Origin of the sequence: Mesorhizobium sp. M1322, from assembly GCF_040318085.1 — a bacterium.
Lineage (GTDB): Bacteria > Pseudomonadota > Alphaproteobacteria > Rhizobiales > Rhizobiaceae > Mesorhizobium.
On sequence record NZ_JAMYLP010000050.1, the window covers coordinates 22,822 to 40,216 of the forward strand.

The following is a 17,395-nucleotide window of genomic DNA, read 5'->3' on the forward strand; positions in this document are numbered from 1 at the left end:
GTTAAGCGACGCACGTGACAGCCTAGTGAACGAAGCCGGCTTCGCAAATGCCGGAAAGTCGGGTGAACGCCGGCTGAGCACCTCGAACCATGACGGTAATCGGCGGGTCGCCGGCAATCAGCCTGCCGAGATCGATGCCGCCGTCCTGGTGGTCGGTGGCCGGCTTGGCGCGTCCATATCTGTTCCGCTCTGCGGCCGACACCGTCCCATGAGGGGGTCTGATCTACTTTCGGTCGTATTCATAGTGACCCCCGCAATTTCCGGGTTTGCCATGCGGGCTCACCTGGGGAGCAAGAATTTGTGACCGAGCCCGGAATGGCCATGGCCTCGGAAGGGGTCGCATTTCTGAGAATTATATCCAATAAGGTTGCGCCTCGACGCACAGGAGATCGCTTCATGCCGAACACCAACATCGACCACGCCTTCACCGCCCGGGCCAGGACGGGTGCGTCCTTCGAGCCGACCTATGCCGGCGCGCTGTCGTTCATGCGACGCAAATACACGAAGGACGTGAAGGGCGCGGACGCGGTGGTGTGGGGCATCCCCTTCGACGCCGCCGTCACCAACCGCCCGGGCGCGCGTTTCGGGCCGCAGGCGATTCGCCGCGCCTCGACCATCCTCGACAACGATCCGCAGTATCCGTTTTCGCGCGATCTGTTCGAACATCTCGCCGTGGTCGACTATGGCGATTGCCTGCTCGACAGCGGCAATCATCAGAAGACGCCGGGGACGATCGAGCGCGAGGCGGCAAAGATCCTGAAATCCGGCGCCTTCCTGCTATCGCTCGGCGGCGACCATTTCGTCACCTGGCCGCTGCTCAAGGCGCATGCCGCCATCCACGGCCCGCTGGCCATGGTGCAGTTCGACGCCCACCAGGACACCTGGCCGGACGACGGCAAGCGCATCGATCACGGCTCCTTCGTCGGCCGTGCGGTCAAGGAGGGCATTATCGACCCCGACCGTTCGATCCAGATCGGCATCCGCACCCATGCGCCTGACACCTTCGGCATCAAGATCCTGTACGGCCACGAAGTCGAGGACATGCGCGCGTCCGATATCGCCTATGCCATCGTCGACCGCACCGGCGGCAGGAAAGCCTACGTCACCTTCGATATCGATTGCCTGGACCCGGCCTTCGCCCCCGGCACCGGCACACCGGTCGCCGGCGGGCCGTCCTCGGCAAAAATCCTGTCGGTGCTGCGCCAGATCAATCAGGTCGATATCGTCGGCGCCGATGTCGTGGAGGTTGCGCCGGCCTATGATCACGCCGATATAACGGCAATTGCCGGGTCGACGGTGGCCATGCACTATCTCGGGCTCCTGGCGGAACGAAAGGCTCGACTCGAAGAGTTGAACAGCGGCAATCACGTCGTTGCCGGATTGAATCAGGCGAGCGGCATATAACTTTAGATATCAGGGAATTCAGGCAGGCAATGAAACCGAAAATCTTCATCGACGGCGAGCACGGCACCACCGGTCTCCAGATCAGGGCGCTGCTTGCCGAACGCGACGACCTGGAGATCATCTCCATTCCGAGCGAGCGCCGCAAGGAAGCGGCGGCTAGAGCCGAGTTCCTCAACGCCGCCGATGTCGCGATCCTGTGCCTGCCGGACGCAGCCGCGAAAGAAAGCGTCTCGCTGATCACCAACGACACCACCAGGGTCATCGACGCCTCGACCGCGCATCGCGTGGCCGAGGGCTGGGAATATGGTTTCGCCGAAATGGACAAGGATCAGGCGCGGAAAATCGCTTCGGCGAAGCGCGTCGCCAATCCGGGCTGCTGGCCGCAAGGCCCGATCGCGACGCTCAGGCCGCTGGTGGCGGCCGGGCTGTTGCCGCCGGATTTTCCGGTCACCGTCAACGGCATTTCGGGCTATTCCGGCGGCGGCCGGCCGATGATCGAGGACTATGTCGCCAAGGGCGAGGATGCCTCGGAATTCCTGCCCTACGGGCTGACCCTGCAGCACAAGCATGTGCCGGAGCTCAGGACCTATGCGAAGCTGTCGCATGACCCGATCATGCAGCCGGCGGTCGGCAATTTCGCGCAAGGGATGATTACCGTGGTGCCGTTGCAGCTCGGCGGCCTCGACTACGTGCCGACCGGCGCCGAGCTCCATGCGGCGATCGCCGACCATTTCGCCGCTATCGATGGCGGCGTGGTCGAGGTGGCGCCCTATGTGCATCTTGAGCGCGTGCCGGAGATCGATCCCGAAATCTACAACGGCACCAACCGGATGAAGCTCTATGTCTTCGCCAACGACGACAGGGCCCAGGCGTTGCTGCTCGCCGTCTACGACAATCTCGGCAAGGGCGCCTCGGGTGCTGCCGTGCAGAACATGGATCTGATGCTCGGCCTCAAGCACTGAATGGACGCTCCGGAATTTCCAAAACGCTGGAAGGTCAGCGCGCCACAACTGATTGCCGAAACGTTCAGCAGCCGCATCTGGAAGGTTTTTCGCGCGGACGGCTCGCCGGCGATCGTCAAGGCCCTCAAAGCTTTCGACGACGTCGAAGACGAGTTGCGCGGCGAACATTTCCTCGCCTGGCGGCGCGGCGAAGGCGCAGTGCGGCTGCTCGGCCGCGACGGCCACTGCATGCTGCTCGAATATGCCGGCGAAACCTTGCTGTCACAGGTTCTCGCGGAGCAGGGAGACAATGCCGCCACCGCAATCGCGGCCGAGGTGATGGCAAGACTGTTCTCGCCATCCGACCACCCTGCCCCACCGGATCTTCAGCCGCTGCGGGTACGGTTTTCCAGCCTGTTCAAGAAGGCGAAGATCGATCGCGACGCCGGCGAAAAGAGCCTCTATGTCGAAGCGGCTGCGGCCGCGGACCGGCTGTTGGCCGATCCTGTCGACGTGCTGCCGCTGCATGGCGACCTGCATCACGACAACATCATGCTGGGACCGCGCGGCTGGCTGGCGATCGATCCGAAGGGCGTTCTCGGCGATCCCGACTTCGATGCGGCGAACATGTTCTACAACCCGCTCGAGCGCGACGATCTTTGCCGTGATCCCCGGCGCATTGCCCACACGGCCGATCTTCGCCAAGACGCTCGGCCAAACGCCGCCAGCCATTCTGGATCATGCCATCGCCTATGGCTGCCTGTCGGCGTCATGGCATCACGAAGACGGCAATGCGATCGAGGAAAGCCGCGAATTATCCATTGCCACGGCGATCAGGACGGTGCGGCTCAGCCTCTGACTGCGATCTGGTTGGGCAGCGGATAAGTGCCCTTGGTGCCGCGCCAATGCGCTGCGGCAAAACCCAGCAGGACAAGCGCAATTGCCTGATGCGTCAGCGCCATGTGCAGCGGCACGTGCATCAGCAGCGTGCCGATGCCGGTCAAGGCCTGCACCAGCACCAGCAGAAACAGCAGCGTCGCGCGGCGCGCATGCGTTGTTTCAGGCTGGCGACGGTGCGTCGCGATCATGTGCCAAAGTGCTGCGACGAAGATCGTGTAGGCGCCGAGCCGGTGGATGAACTGAACCGTCTTCGGGTTCTCGAAGAAATTGCGCCATGCCGGCTCGAGGATCAACAGATCGCCGGGGATGAGCTTGCCGTCCATCAGCGGCCAGGTGTTGTAGCTCAGGCCGGCATCGAGCCCGGCGACCAGCCCGCCGAGATAGATCTGGATCAGCGCCAGCAGCACCAGAAAACCGGCCAGACGTTGCGTCGAACGGTCGGCGGCGGGCTCGGAGTGCGGGGCCAATCCACGCGCGACCACCATGGTCGCGGTGAAGATCAGCGCGGCCAGCGTCAGATGCGTCGCCAGCCGGTACTGGCTGACGGAAACCCGGTCGACCAGCCCCGACGCCACCATCCACCAGCCGATCGCGCCCTGCAGGCCGCCGAGAAAGAGAATGCCGATCAGCTTCAGCCCCAGGCCGCGCTCGATGCGGCGTGTCGCCCAGAAAAACACCAGCGGCACGGCAAAAACCAGGCCGACACCGCGCGCTAGGATCCGGTGCACCCATTCCCACCAGAAGATCGATTTGAACGCTTCGATGCTCATGCCCTCGTTGAGCTCGGCATATTGCGGGATCTGCTGGTAGCGCTGGAACTCCTCCTGCCATTCGGCGTCGTTGAGCGGCGGGATGATGCCGTGGATCGGCTTCCATTCGGTGATCGACAAGCCGGACTCGGTGAGCCTGGTGGCGCCGCCGACCAGCACCAGCACAAACAGCACCAGAAGCACGACGTAGAGCCAACCACGCACCAGCGCCCGGTTGCGCAGGTCGCGGTCGCGGGCCACGAAAGGCGCGGCAGCTGATATGACAGCCATAGTCTTGTCCCGGCAGGTTGCAGTCGCGGATTGGTGAACCATCGCAACCCCGCTGGCAAGACCGGACAGCGCGGCACGCCGTCGCGCCGCTTCTTGGTTGTTGCGTGCCTCTCCCGTTGGGCCTAAGCGATAGGGATCAACGGGATCGCGAAATGCCCATTCGCCTGAAAAAGCTGATCGGAACAATCCTGCTGGTGGCGCTGGTCATCGTCTATGCGCTGGTCGCATCGATCGTGGCGGTTGCCCAGCTGGCGGAATCGGGCCCATGGGCGCATTTCCTGTTCTTCCTGCTCAGCGGGATGCTCTGGGTTCTGCCGGCTATGGGCATCATCAAATGGCTGATCCTGGAGCCCCCGCGCCCGAAGAATTGAGGTTTGCTCGCCGCCGCTGGATGGTGAAAGCCTGACGCTTGCTACCCGACGTGTAGGGCAGTTCAGGGTGGTTTTCCGCCTTCGTGTCGCCGACCGGAACGCGCAGGCAGCGCCAAGAGTGGTCATTGCCGAACCACTACTCAGACGTCCTGTTTGGGCCGGAAGCGGACTGTCTACTTCGGATTACACGGAGCGAATAGCTGCCATTCGATTGCTGGCTCCTTCCACGATCAGAATTGCCGCTATATGAATACGTCGAAGCTCTCTGAGAGACTCCTGTTGCGATGGCGAACTCTTCTGAGCCCTTCCGCTATGTCACGCCGGATGACCCTTACGGACTCACTGGGGCGCAGCTTGGGAAGACGATGAAGCGCGAGCAGCGACGATACATGCTCGCTTGGTTCTGGCGCTATTACGACCACCCGAATGATACATCCCTTACCTATGGTGGTGGAGACTATCGGTTTGATGCTCAACCACCATTCACCGCGGAAGGTCATTTAACGGAAGAATTCAGCCAGTTCGTCCCCTACAGACATATCAAAGAGGTTGTTGACGCACTTAAGAGCGACAACCCTCCTGATTGGGCTCGCCGGGAAACCGAATTTGACGCAACTCAATCTCATTTTCCCGCTACGGAGGAACGGCTTGGTGCGGTTGTGCAGAAGCTTGAGAGCGGCGTCCAACCCCACTTTGGTTCGGATGATGAGCGGGCACTACGCGCCCTTATCGAAGAAGAGCTGAAAGGGCTCGAAATCCATTTGAAATGGCCGTCGTCGCCGTTTCCATCGCATGGCGGGCAAGGCCACAATAATCCGCCTCCAGATTACGAATTGGAGGATCAACTCGACGAAGCCCAAAAGGCCGTTTCCGACATAAGTGAGGAACTACCCAAGACGGCGCCCGACGCGTCACGCTTGTCAAAAGCTACGAAAGTCCTGATGGGCGTCGGTAAGTTTGTGTCGCTGGCAGTGGCTGCGAAGTTGGTTGAGGTTGGGGCAGAGACCGCCTACTCTTCGATATCTGATTATCTACAGATGGCGCTTGCTTATATCACGCCACTAGTCGAACGAATCGTTGACTGGCTCGAATTAATCATTTCCTGATCTCGGTCGCTAAGTCGGGCCAAAAATGATTGCGCTTCGTAGTTGACGACTTGGTCGCTGAAAAAAGGCGTATTGCGAGCTTTGGGATCGAAAGCCGTCGGTCCGCTATAGAGCGCGTTTCAGTTCGCCCCGATCGAACTGTGTCAGCCAAAACTGGATGAGGTTAGCGGAGACGCTATACTTGCGCCGGGCATCGCGACGGCCGATGAAGCCACTGGCAGAGCTACAATTTGAATTGCAATGCCGACGCTATGGGTCCGGCGATTTCATGAGCTTTCAAGCCCTATCGAGCGTATGAATTTCTCAGATCTTGGTGATGCAACCCAAGGGAATTCACTCCACATCGTGTCACTTGCAGATACGTTAGTCTGTCGCATAGAATACAGAGGGTAGGATAGGAGGCAAGCTTATGGCACGGCTATACATTAAGGACAACGACGATTCAACGCGTCCGAGCAGAGATGGATACTCCAATTTCGTTCAGAACGCGATCTTAAACGATAGCAACTTTAAGGCGTTCATCGGTGCTCAAGACGACGACCGGGCGGATCTGGTGCAGCAACATGCGGGTACAGATTCGAAGGGACGGAAATGCGATGTTACTCACCTGGTGATTGGTGGTTCTTCGGAATCTATTGACCATGAAAATTGTCTGGTTGAGATAAGAGAGGATTTGCAGAAGAAGACTGCAAAGTCGAAGCACAACATTTCGTTGCCTAAGCAATGGACAAGCGGGAATGAGGCGCCAGACATCGCCTATCTGGACAAATACGTAACTGCGATCGTTGAGATCGTGGAGGACGAGAAAGATCCAGTCAGGGCAAGGAACTTCCTTTTCGGGCTGATGCTTCTGACCCGTTGCAGATAGCAAATGCGTCAGCGCTGGAAACGGCACACCGGTGCAACTTCCGTCGTTGCGGAGCCTGTGGCCTGCTCATCGAAGGTGGAGTGATGAGAGGTCGAAGCATTGCCGGAGCCTTGGCGGCGCTTTTCTTCGGTAGTATCCCTTCGGAAACGGCTGCTCGCGAAAAACTATGCCCTGGGAGCCTCGATCAAGTCGTTACTGAAAAATCTTTGATCGTTAGATCGCGAATTTCGCCTGCCTTCTTCTTGAAGGCCGATTTTAGTTTCGTGCGCACCGTCGATGCTATTCTCGCGAGCCTCAATGTTGACCCAGCTGCCAATCGCATCGGCTTCGTGCAAACTCTCCTCGATACCTACGACATTGACCGGCAGAACAATCCCATCAGCATGCTGCCCATGGCGATCGAGAAGCAGCAGGACAATAATATACCGACCGCTGACAGGCTCTTGGATGCTAATTCCGGGTTACGACCCGTGGCTCTCGTCAATCGCCTGGACCTCGCCCCGCGCGACGGGGCGAACTGCGGCGAGTACCGGATCGTCTACGCAATGAAGTATCCATTGCAGACAGGAGGGTCAGGGAGCTTCTTCCTCAACTTTGAGGCGGTGCTACCCAATCCTGAACGCAAGCGCGGGATCGCGGGTTGTATGCCAGTCGCCGAGTTCTGGAGCGGTCTGTCTGGAAAATCCGAGGAGCAAATGGCTGCCGATCTCGAGGCTTTCTACTACGACGGCCTAGGTGCAGGCTTTGACGCCGCGGTGTTGGCACGGAACTACGGCATACCGGACGGGCAAGTCCGCGGCAACGCTACGCTTAACGGCCCTGAGCATTGGCAGTTGCGTGAATGGAAGATTGTGCCTCCTTCCAACACCTTTGGCGCGGCCTTCCGGGTCGAGACCGTGAAGAAAAATGCCTTGGCAGAATTTTACCGCGACGACACTAACGGCGCGATAGACCGGAAAGCGCAGGAGCAGCAACGCCTAGCCTATCAGCAGGCCTTTATTGATCACTACCTGCCTCAATTTTTCAGTCCCGAGCTTACATTACCGGCTGTGCCAGACGACGATGCAGCGATAGCGGCCTACAAGAGTACTCTGTTGAACGAGTTCGGTGCCGACATCGATAACCGGTTCAACGAATTCCAGAACATATCTTCGGATTCTGAGGACAATCCTCAGCTGGAAGCCTCAGGGATCAAGCAGAGAATTGATGCAGCACTTTCCCAGTTGGGCCTCTTACAGAGAGGCGTCTCATCAAACGAGACCCTGGCAAGGGCGGGGGCGATTACATGCGGGGGCTGCCACGCGTTCTCTAACGGCAAGACGGTGGGGCACGTCGCCGGTAGGGAAATCAAGTGGCCCAACAGCCGCGGCTTCGTTCATATTGACGAAAATGGGCACATCTCTCCGGCGCTCCGCGATTGGAACCTGCCATGGAGACGGCAAAAACTGTTTGAGATACTTTGCACTGAGCCAAAGTTGCCGGAGCCCGGCTTCGAGGAGGAGCTTGCCTTGCGGAATGAGTTGGCAGAGTTGCTCACCGCGCTGATCGAGAAGAAGTCGTCGTCGAACGGCCAAGAAACGGAGAACCGTTTTCGTGCGCTGGTTGATGGGCTGACGGGGATCGACCTCGAAAAGGAGGGCTACTTCGTCCGTCACCGCCGAACGCACTAGTAGTGAAAAGCGAAAACTGGTCGCTATGGCCTATATCAGGCGCATTGCCGCCCGGCAGCCATGGGCAATCGGTAGTGTCTCAGATCGTACTTCTGCTAATGCTGGGAAGCAAATCGCCCGCGATGTCACCAACTACCGAAAGTGTGAGGGCGCAATGGGCTGATGGGCCTCTCGCTCATCGGCCTCTTGTCCTTGAAGGAGGAGCGCTAGGATGAGCACCGACCGGGACACCGTGCGGTCCTATGATACGGTCGCGGCGGAGTACGCTGCCGAGGCCGCGGCGATGCCCGAATGGGTCGCGACCGAGATCGATGCGTTCGTGACCCAGCTGGGTGGCTCGGGCAGGGTGCTGGAGATCGGAAGCGGTGGCGGGCGAGATGCACTTGAACTTGAGAAGCGAGGGATTAGTGTCCGGCGCACCGACATTTCGAAGGGTTTCGTCGAACTGCTTCGCGAGAGTGGCTTCGAGGCCGACCTGTTGGACCCGCTGACCGACGACTTGGCCGACCCGCAGCGTCCCGGCACGCCGTACGACGGGATCTGGGCCTGTGCCTGCCTGATTCACGTCGCGCGTGAGGATTTCGGCACGGTGCTTGGACGGCTTGCCAAGACGACCCGGACCGGTGGCCGACTGCACGCCTCGGTTAGAGAGGGCGATGGCGAGGATGTGTCCACACACGGCAGCACTGCAGCGCCTCGGCGCTACGTCGAGACCTACTGGCGCGAGTCTGCCCTGCGGTCGGCACTCACAGACGCCGGCTGGATCGTCAGCGAGGTACGTCGGTGCATCGGAAAGCCCGATGATCGGTGGCTGAGCGTTCGGGCGAGTCGGGCGTGACGCACACAGACCTTGCGGAGAAGGTCAGCATTCGGGATGCCTCCATGTTGTGCTACATCGAGACACGCTGGCGGCGGCGACAGCGACAAGGGGTAGCAAGACATGCTAGACTAGACATCGAGAGGGACACTGCGGAGAGGATCATCGACGCGCTGGCGGTCGCCATCGACGGCAAGCCCTCTTCGGCGAAGAGTTTTAACCAATTCCCCTACGAGGACCTCGCCGACTACGGCAACTGGGGTCAAGACAACAATGACTCGAAGAGGGACACCGCGCACGCGGCGCTGTTCATGGCCTACCTCGTCTTCTCCGGCGGACGCATCCCGCTGCGCGGCATCGAGATGCACGGGACCTATTTCCGGCCGGACGTCTGGGTCGCGGGTGCGCTCGTCAAGAAGGGCTACCTGGCCGTCGACGAGAGCGCTGAATTCGTGGTCACGCAGGACGGCTGGAGCTTCGTCGCTGACACGCTGGAAGTCCTCGGGAAATAGCCATGCAAGCATCGATCGTGGCCCAACTGGCGGGACCGTGGGCGCATTCCTGTTCTTCCTGCTCAGCGGCATGCTCTGCCGGCCATGGGCATCCTGGAACCACCGCGGCCGAAGAACTGAGGCTCGCTCGCCGCCGCCAGATGGTGAAGCCTGACGTTTGCCACCCGCGCGTAGGGCAGCTCAGGGTGGTTTTCTGCCTTCCGTGTCGCCGATCGGAACGCGCAGGCGGCGCCATATCAAGACCGTCGTGGTCTCACTTGCGAAAATCGTGATCCGCGCTTAATCCAGACATCTAGTGATAGGACTTGACGCGCTACTTCGGGACGAGCGACCCCGCGCGGCTTCCTGGGTGGATGAATCGCGCCGTTTCGGCCGGGGTGGTTATTGGCTCATTCGAGCGCAACAGATCACTCCAGGCTGGTCTTGCCGAGCTGAGTGTACCAAGTAGCGTTGTCCCAAAAGCTCGTGATCTTGATGATCCGGCCTTCCTCGTTAGTTTCCAGAATGAACAGATGGCGCAACCAATACTCCTTGCCTTTGTTTGTGATACCAAACGCGTCCTTAGTCTGCTTTCCGCCGATGTGAACATCCACGAAGGCAACGTCACCGCTCTTATCCTCCCAGATTGTGCTAACCTCGTTGCGCAGGTCAGGGAAAGCATCGATCAGGGTCCGCCAGACTGGCACGCCATCTTTGAGGACATTGCCGGAACCAGCGTCACCGAAAGGCACGTAGACGAACGTGGCATTCTCGGTAAAAAGAGTGGTCATGGCGTCTACTTTCCGATCGCGGTAAGCGTCGAAGAATTTCTTTGCCGCTTGCGCTACATTTGCCGCTTCCGCCGCAGCGACAGCGAGGGCAGACAAGCTGATTGCGATCAGCACCGCCGCCGAAATCCGAGCTAGGTGTAATTTTTCCCGTGTCCTGAGTGAATGGAACGTCATCATCTCCTCCCTGAGGTTGTTGACTGCAGCAGATTGTCCAAACGGCAGATCAGGATTCTACAAGATCGAGAAACGTCCTCGCTTCCTTGATGTCCGGCGTCGCGAAGCCCTCTGTGAACCAGCCGCAAACCGATGCGAGAAGGTCGTGAGCCCTTTGCCGCTCGTTTCCCTGGGCCCAGAGTCGGGCTAGAGATGTGGCGTCTCGCAGCTCCCAAAGCTTGGCGCGTTGATGTTGGGCCACGGTAAGCGCGTGCAGGAAGGAAGCCTCGGCCTTCTCGTGGGCATTCAAGTCCAGGAGCAGTTCGCCCTTGCGGAGGTGCAACTCAGTCTCGTTCCACCGCTCGTTGGTCTCGGTGATCAATGCGAGCCCTTCCTCGATCCTGTCGAGTGCCGCGCGTGGGTTGCCAAGCCTGCTGAGGGCGCCGGCGAGCATGAGCAGCCAGCGTGGCACAAAAAGCTTCGCGTCGTGCCCACGCCATTCGACTATGCCGTCACGCATTTGAGCAAGACCGCTATCCGACTCACCCGCCTGGATCAGAACCCAACCCTTGAGAATGACCCCTGCTGTACGCCAAAGTGAGAAACCGTGCTCCGTACTGATTGAGATCAGTTCGTCGACAATGGCCTCATCCGCGCCAAAGTTGCTGTCGCGCTTATAGGCGCCGAGATCTCTCGAATAAGTGCAAAACAGGGCCGATTGGAACAGGCCGAACGCCGCGGATGGACTGTGCCGGTGGTGTCTTATAGCCTGCAACAACTCGGCGTATTTCTCGAATGCTTGATCGGGATAACCGAGGTGCAGCAGCGCGTGGGCGATATAGCAAAGGTTTGCGATACGGGGATCATAGGCGAATCGATAGGCAAGCGCGGCGTGCTCGTTCGGATCGTACAGCGCCAACGACGCCTCCATATGCTTGCGTCCGGCATCAAAATCTCCCCGGTGCACCGACGTGATGCCGACGCACCGGTGTGCGATCATGATTGTGGCCCGATCGCAGTCGCATTCCGCCCTGCGCAGCATCGATGTCGTCGTTGCCAGTGCAGCATCGAGTTGACCACGCAGGAGATAGACGAGATACCGGCCGTAATCGGCCACGCTGCGCAGAGTGATGTCGTCCACTCGCTCGCACAACTCCTCGGCTCGGGCGAACGCCGCTGCGGTGGCCGGCGACGACCAACCTTTGGCCGCCATAAAGGCGGTTCCCAACGCCACCTGCATATCCAGCTCCAGGCGGACGCGCTCCTGAGTGTCAGGTAGCGTGCGGACAAGTCTTAGCCCATTTTCCAGGTGTGCGATCGACTCCAAAATTGCAGAGCGCTGGATTGCCGATTGCGCGGCTTGCCACCAGTAGCTGACTGCCCGTTCGCTGAGGCCTGCCTCGGTGCAGTGATGGGCAATGATCTCCGGCAAAGCCTCGGAACCCGCTGCCACACGCTCTTCAAGAGCCGCGGCGATGCGCGCGTGCATCTGCTGCCGCCGAGTTTTAAGAAGGCTGGAATACGCCGCATCCTGCACGAGCGCATGCTTGAAGCTGTAGGTCGCTTCCGGCGGCGCACCGCGGCAATAGATCAGCTCGGACCTGCAGAGCTGGGCCAAAGCGTCCTGCAGTTTGCCTTCGTCGTGCGGCGCCACGGCGGCCAGCAGATGGTGCGAGAATTCGCGGCCGATTACAGCCCCGATCTGCGCCACCTCCTTGACCGGCGCCAGGTGATCGAGGCGTGCCATTAGCGAGTCGTGCAGCGTAGCCGGGATTGCCAGCGGCGGGAGAGTTCCGGTCAACTCGAAATGATTGCCGACCTCCCGCAAAAGGCCTGACTCCAGGACTGTCTTGGTCAGCTCCTCAACGAATAGCGGAACCCCGTCAGTTCGCGCCATGATCTGGTCCAGAACCTCGCGCGGTAGCGCCTTGCCGCCGGTGACGCGGAGAGCCACGGCTGCGCCGTGCCGTCGCGTGAGACGAGAAAGCGAGAGCTGGGTCACATGGGCATGGCTGGTCCAGGGTGGGCTGAATTCCGGCCGGAAGGTGATCAGAACCAGTGCCGGCAGACGCTGGACCCGCTCAATTACCAAGCCCAGCAGCTCTAGTGTCGAAGGATCGATCCAATGCACATCCTCGTATACGGCCAACGCAGGCTTCTGCTTGGCGAGGCCGGCGAGCTGCTCGACCAAGATTTCCAGTGTGCGCTGCTTGATGCGCTGTGGTGGCAGATCGATTGGCGGGTAGCGTGTTTCAGTTGGGATCGCAAGCAGAGCGGCCAGCACTTGCGCCGCCTCCCGGTCCTGCTCTCCGCCCCGAGCGAGCAGAGTTTCAAGTTTATCGAGCTTCATCTCTGCGGTGTCATCACGGTCGAAATGCGCCGCCCGCTCCAAAAGTCCGACCACCGGATAAAGCGCACTGTTGGTGTGGTACGGCGAGCAGTAATTGCTGAGCGGGATGTACGATTCGTTGGCCAACTGCTCGCGCAGGGCGCGCACAATGCGCGACTTGCCAATCCCCGGCTCCCCGGAGAGGAGGATCACCTGTCCTTCACCGTCCTCCGCCCGCGACCAGCGTTCCAGAAGCAGAGCCAGCTCCTGCTCGCTGCCAATGAGCTTCGTCAGCGCGCCGGTGTGGAATGCCTCGAAGCGGCTTTCGGCCCGGCCCTCGCCTCTGACGGAAAAGGCTTTCAAGGCCGTTTCGAAGCCCTTCAGAACCTGTGGTCCCAGATCCTCCAACTCGAACAGATCGCCCAGCAGATGTCGTGTGCTCTCGGCGACAATTACCCTGCCAGGTCGGGCCAAGTCCTGCAGTCGCGAGGCCAAGGTCGGCGTCTCGCCGACCACCGCCCGCTCGCGCGCTTCCTTGTCGCCGACAAGCTCACCGACCACCACGAGACCCGTCGCGATCCCCACCCGGCCCGCAAGCGGCTTGCCATCCGGCGCCCGCAGTTGCGCCACTGAACTGACAACCGCCAAGCCTGCGCGCACCGCCCGCTCGGCATCATCTTCATGCGCCCGTGGCCAGCCGAAATATGCCAGCACACCATCGCCCATGAATTTCGCAATGTGTCCCTCGAAGCGGGTAATCTCGCCTGCGCAACAATTCTGGTAGCCTCGGATGATCTCACTCATCTCCTCGGGATCGACCCGAGCCGAAATCGCGGTAGAGCCGACCAGATCAGCGAACATCACGGTCAGCTGCCGCCGCTCGGCACCGGTTGGGGACGCCGGCGCCGACGCAAGTTCAGCGACTTGAGTCAACGCTTTGACACCTTCAGCTGAGATTGCCGAGGAACTTTCCCGCAGCTCGGCGATAGCCTCCAGAAGCTTCCGGCGGTGCCCTACCGAACTGACGCCGATGTCCTTGAGATCCTCGGCCGTCAGCCGCATGAGCACTTCGGCCTCGACGTTGTTCTCACGAAAGGCCGTGCCGTATTGCTGCAGCCCTAAGCTGCGCAGCCACTCCTCAATGTTCATGTCCCACTTCCGCGGTGGAGACGCCGGAGGGCTCCTTCGCCAACATCCGCCAGACTTCCACAAACGGGGGTCCCATGCAACGTCATGGAAGTTGTGGCCGACGGGCTTCTGGCGGCTGGCGTGTTAGCGAGGTAGGCGATCAACCGTGCGGTCTTTTGAACCCTGCCGAATTTCAGATCGCTGGAACGAACGGCAGATCCCCACAGCTGTCCTTAAACCACGCCCGCGCCAAGGTCGCGAAAGGGTCACGACGTTCCCTTGACCTCCCATCAGGGATGCCCGCAGGAGCTCGGTTCTTGCCGTCCACCGGAGTGTCAGACTTTCACCACTAGATGGTGACAAGCATCTTGCCGGCATTGGCCAGGGGTGTCGTCACGCCCGACAGCATCGTGCGGATATGGGCAACGCTCTGATAGCGACCGTTGACCGAAATACGCGGCAGCGCTTGCAGGAAGCCGGCATGGTCGGCGCGCAGCACGCCGTGGCGTGTCGTCACCGCCGAGGCATAACCGGCGTCGCGAGCAAAGCCGACTTCGCGGTCGCCAACCGCGCTGGCATAGCCATAGGGATAGGCGAAATGGCGCGGCGCCTCGCCGAGTTCGGCCTGCAATATGCGCCTGACGTCGTCGACCTCGTGTCGCGCATCGGCTTCGGAAAGCCGCTTCAGATTGCGATGATTGACCGTGTGTGCGCCGATCGTCACCAGCGGATGCCCCGCTACGGCGCGGATCTCGTCCCAGTTCATCAACATGCTCTGGCGCGCGCCCAACTCGATACCGTTCGACCGCGCCAATTCGCGCAGCACCGCGCGCTGATTCTCCTCGCGGACCTCCAGCGTCAGATAGTCGTGCAGGCGCGCAAAGGCCTGGAGTTTCTTACCCGGGGTCGAGCAGTCGATCGTCGCGGGACCGTTCGGCGTTGTCAGACTCAACCGGTCCCGCGCGCTGACGATGTCCTCGACCACCTCCCACCATAGATCGGCGGTGCCGTTTATCAGCCCCGGCGCGACATAGATGGTGACCGGCGCACCGTGCTTTTCCAGCACCGGCAGTGCCTCGGTCATGTTGTCGCGGTAGGCGTCGTCGGCGGTGATCGCCGCGAACTGGCCACCCTTGCCGCCAGCCTTGATGCGTTCGATCGCCTCGTCCAGCGTGACGAATGTATAGCCGTGCGCCTTCATGTCGGCGATCACGGCATCGAGGAACTCAGGCGCGATATTGAGATGCCGGTTGACGCTATCAGGCTTTTCCGGAGTGGCGGTGACCCGGTGCAGCATCAGGATGGCGCCGATGCCGCCGACGAACGGCTTGGCCAGCGGGGCAAGACCGGTATAGCGGACGACGTTGAGCGCCAGTTTCCGGAGTGCCTCGCCCCCGTCGATCATTCATTCACCTTTTGCGCCTAGGCTCATCCAAGCACGGAATGCGCCTATGCGCGCCCCCAATCGCGGTGAATACCCCCTAAAGGATTGAGGTATGGTTGACGCCACCGCGTCATTTGACGGCAATCGGCTCGAAGCGATGGAGGCGGCGCCGCGCGCGGTGCCTGCGGATCATGCCGGCCTGTCGGTCTCGGTTGCCGACGGTGCCGCACTTGTGGCCTATGCCGAATCCTGCCGTTCGGCGCTGTTCGCGCCGGCGCAGAGCCCGGCCTGGATCCTGAACTGGGCCAGATATGCCGAAGCGGACACCGGCGTAGTGACCCTGAGCGCTGACGGCGGGCCGGTTTTTTCGTTGGCACTGGAAGTCACCAGCAGCGGCCGGTTCCGCGTCGCCCGTTTCATGGGCGGCCGCCATGCCAATGGCAATTTCGCCGCCGCCGACCCGCATTGGCTGACTAGGGCGAATGGCGCGGCAATCCGCCCGATGCTGGTGGCGGTCGCCAGGGCGCGGCCGGACATCGACCTCATCGCGCTGGAACGGCTGCTGCCCGATCTCGACGGCGTTGCCAATCCGCTTCTATCCTTCCCGCATTTTCCAAGCCCCAATCTGTCGCTGGCCGTCGACTTGGCGGGAGGTTTTGATGCACTGCTCTCCCGCGCGAGCGGCAAGCGCAGGCGCAAGAGGCACCGCTCGCAGGCGCGCAAGTTAGAAGCCGTCGGCAGCCACCGCCGCATTGAGGCCCAGACAGCGGACGAGGTGAACAGACTGCTCGACGCGTTTTTCGAGATGAAGGAGCTCCGCTTCCGTAAGATGGGCATCGTCAACGTCTTCGGTGAGCCGGAGGTTCGTGCTTTCTTCCGCGCGTTGTTCGTCGAGGCGCTTTCCGACGACAAGCCGTCCTTCGTGTTGCATGGGCTCGAAGTCGCCGGCAAGCTTCGCGCCGTCACCGGATCGAGCCGCTCGGGAAAACGCCTGATCTGCGAGTTCGGAGCGATCGCCGACGACGACGTCGCCCATGCCAGCCCCGGCGACTTCCTGTTCTTCGACAACATCGAGGAAGCCTGCGAGAGCGGGTTCGATGTCTATGATTTCTCGGTCGGCGACGAACCCTACAAGCGGCTGTGGTGCGATATCGAGACCCAGCATTTCGAGGTCCTGATTCCGCTGACGATCAAGGGCCGCGCGCTGGTGTTTGTCCTGCGGCAAGGCGCGCGCCTGAAAACCTTCGTCAAGAACAGCCCGACGATCTGGAAGCTGACCAAGATGCTGCGCCGCAAGACGGTCGGACAGGCAGCACCTGCGGCGGGCGAAGATGACAGCTGACCGCTGCCGAGACGTCCGGGACGTCTCAGGCGGCGGAGCGCCGTCCGGGTACCGGCGTTCCTGGCGTCTGATAACCGACCGGCGTCACCAGCGTCAGGTCGGGATAGCCGCTCTCGATCAGCTCGACTGCAGCCTGCGCGATCTCGTCGTCCGGCTCCAGCAGCGACAGGAAAACCTCGGTGCCCTCGCCCACAAGGCGGCTGATGCCTTGCGCATCGGCGGGTCCGCATTCGATCACGACCAGATCGTAGGCGGTGGTCAGCGACTGCATGATGATCGGCAGCCGGTCGGCGGCGCGCATGGCGCGGACCGGATCGGCGGTGCCGACGGGAATGACGTGGCAGTCCGAATAGAGATCGGGATGGATCACGTCGCTGAACTGCGCTTCGGAGGCGAGCAGATTGGTGATGCCCGGGAACAGCCCGCTGTCCAGCATCGGCCGCGAGGCAGCGCCCGAAGCGGTGAGATCGAGCAGCAGCACACGCAGGCCGGCGTCGGAGACCTCACGCGCCACCAGCACCGACGAGGCGGCCGCTTCGTCGCCCTACCCCCGCACCCGCATCGCCGCCCCCCCCCCCGGGGGGGAAACATTTTTCCCCCCCCAGTGGCGATAACCCCCCCCCACACGGGGGGGCGCCCGCGCCGCGCCGACCCAGCATA

At 61.2% G+C, this 17,395-nt stretch carries 14 protein-coding genes and 2 pseudogenes; 10 read left to right on the plus strand and 6 right to left on the minus strand.

Features of this window, described 5'->3' with window-relative positions; all coding sequences use genetic code 11:
* Window positions 1-22: 22 nt before the first annotated feature.
* Window positions 23-202, minus strand: coding sequence for a hypothetical protein (locus tag NKH12_RS18680; RefSeq protein WP_352954482.1), 180 nt, complete (start codon window positions 200-202; stop codon window positions 23-25).
* A 194-nt stretch (window positions 203-396) separates the two neighbouring features.
* Here NKH12_RS18680 and speB point away from each other — a divergent pair, with 194 nt between their 5' ends.
* The 3 genes and pseudogenes from speB to NKH12_RS18695 all read left to right on the plus strand — a co-directional run bounded on the left by speB (window position 397) and on the right by NKH12_RS18695 (window position 3,204).
* Window positions 397-1,404 (plus strand): agmatinase, encoded by a 1,008-nt coding sequence (gene speB, locus NKH12_RS18685; RefSeq protein ID WP_352954483.1) that lies wholly within the window; start codon window positions 397-399, stop codon window positions 1,402-1,404.
* A 29-nt stretch (window positions 1,405-1,433) separates the two neighbouring features.
* Window positions 1,434-2,366 (plus strand): N-acetyl-gamma-glutamyl-phosphate reductase, encoded by a 933-nt coding sequence (argC, locus tag NKH12_RS18690; protein ID WP_352954484.1) that lies wholly within the window; start codon window positions 1,434-1,436, stop codon window positions 2,364-2,366.
* A pseudogene (locus NKH12_RS18695) lies at window positions 2,367-3,204 on the plus strand (aminoglycoside phosphotransferase family protein).
* On the opposite strand, the gene NKH12_RS18700 reads toward NKH12_RS18695, so the two are convergent.
* Window positions 3,194-4,285, minus strand: coding sequence for a COX15/CtaA family protein (locus NKH12_RS18700; RefSeq protein ID WP_352954485.1), 1,092 nt, complete (start codon window positions 4,283-4,285; stop codon window positions 3,194-3,196). The pseudogene NKH12_RS18695 and the gene NKH12_RS18700 overlap by 11 nt on opposite strands.
* 152 nt (window positions 4,286-4,437) lie before the next feature.
* Between NKH12_RS18700 and NKH12_RS18705 the strand changes: the two genes are divergently transcribed.
* The 6 genes from NKH12_RS18705 (at window position 4,438) to NKH12_RS18730 (ending at window position 9,629) form a co-directional block, all read left to right on the plus strand.
* Entirely contained in the window at window positions 4,438-4,656 is a 219-nt protein-coding gene (locus tag NKH12_RS18705) for a DUF2842 domain-containing protein (protein WP_023798362.1), read from the plus strand.
* Between the two features lie 284 nt (window positions 4,657-4,940).
* Complete coding sequence (locus NKH12_RS18710; protein WP_352954486.1) at window positions 4,941-5,762, plus strand: hypothetical protein; 822 nt, start codon at window positions 4,941-4,943, stop codon at window positions 5,760-5,762.
* Window positions 5,763-6,171: 409 nt separating this feature from the next.
* Window positions 6,172-6,630, plus strand: coding sequence for a hypothetical protein (locus NKH12_RS18715; protein ID WP_352954487.1), 459 nt, complete (start codon window positions 6,172-6,174; stop codon window positions 6,628-6,630).
* A 110-nt stretch (window positions 6,631-6,740) separates the two neighbouring features.
* On the plus strand, window positions 6,741-8,300 hold the full coding sequence (locus tag NKH12_RS18720) for a hypothetical protein (RefSeq protein WP_352954488.1): 1,560 nt from the start codon (window positions 6,741-6,743) through the stop codon (window positions 8,298-8,300).
* Window positions 8,301-8,511: 211 nt separating this feature from the next.
* Entirely contained in the window at window positions 8,512-9,138 is a 627-nt protein-coding gene (locus tag NKH12_RS18725) for a class I SAM-dependent methyltransferase (RefSeq protein ID WP_352954489.1), read from the plus strand.
* Complete coding sequence (locus NKH12_RS18730) at window positions 9,135-9,629, plus strand: hypothetical protein (protein ID WP_352954490.1); 495 nt, start codon at window positions 9,135-9,137, stop codon at window positions 9,627-9,629. Before NKH12_RS18725 ends, NKH12_RS18730 begins: the two co-directional genes overlap by 4 nt.
* A 407-nt stretch (window positions 9,630-10,036) precedes the next feature.
* Here NKH12_RS18730 and NKH12_RS18735 read toward each other — a convergent pair whose 3' ends face one another.
* The 3 genes from NKH12_RS18735 to NKH12_RS18745 form a co-directional block, all read right to left on the minus strand.
* Window positions 10,037-10,576 (minus strand): nuclear transport factor 2 family protein, encoded by a 540-nt coding sequence (locus NKH12_RS18735; RefSeq protein ID WP_352954491.1) that lies wholly within the window; start codon window positions 10,574-10,576, stop codon window positions 10,037-10,039.
* A gap of 46 nt (window positions 10,577-10,622) precedes the next feature.
* On the minus strand, window positions 10,623-14,030 hold the full coding sequence (locus NKH12_RS18740) for an AAA family ATPase (protein WP_352954492.1): 3,408 nt from the start codon (window positions 14,028-14,030) through the stop codon (window positions 10,623-10,625).
* A gap of 328 nt (window positions 14,031-14,358) precedes the next feature.
* A complete protein-coding gene (locus NKH12_RS18745) occupies window positions 14,359-15,414 on the minus strand; it encodes a polysaccharide deacetylase family protein (RefSeq protein ID WP_352954493.1) in 1,056 nt (351 codons plus the stop codon).
* Between the two features lie 91 nt (window positions 15,415-15,505).
* Here NKH12_RS18745 and NKH12_RS18750 point away from each other — a divergent pair, with 91 nt between their 5' ends.
* The gene (locus tag NKH12_RS18750) at window positions 15,506-16,735 is read left to right on the plus strand and encodes a GNAT family N-acetyltransferase (protein ID WP_352954494.1); all 1,230 of its coding nucleotides are present in this window, start codon (window positions 15,506-15,508) and stop codon (window positions 16,733-16,735) included.
* 25 nt (window positions 16,736-16,760) lie between these two features.
* On the opposite strand, the pseudogene NKH12_RS18755 reads toward NKH12_RS18750, so the two are convergent.
* A pseudogene (locus tag NKH12_RS18755) lies at window positions 16,761-17,279 on the minus strand (GumC family protein); the annotation flags it as partial.
* Window positions 17,280-17,395: the final 116 nt, after the last annotated feature.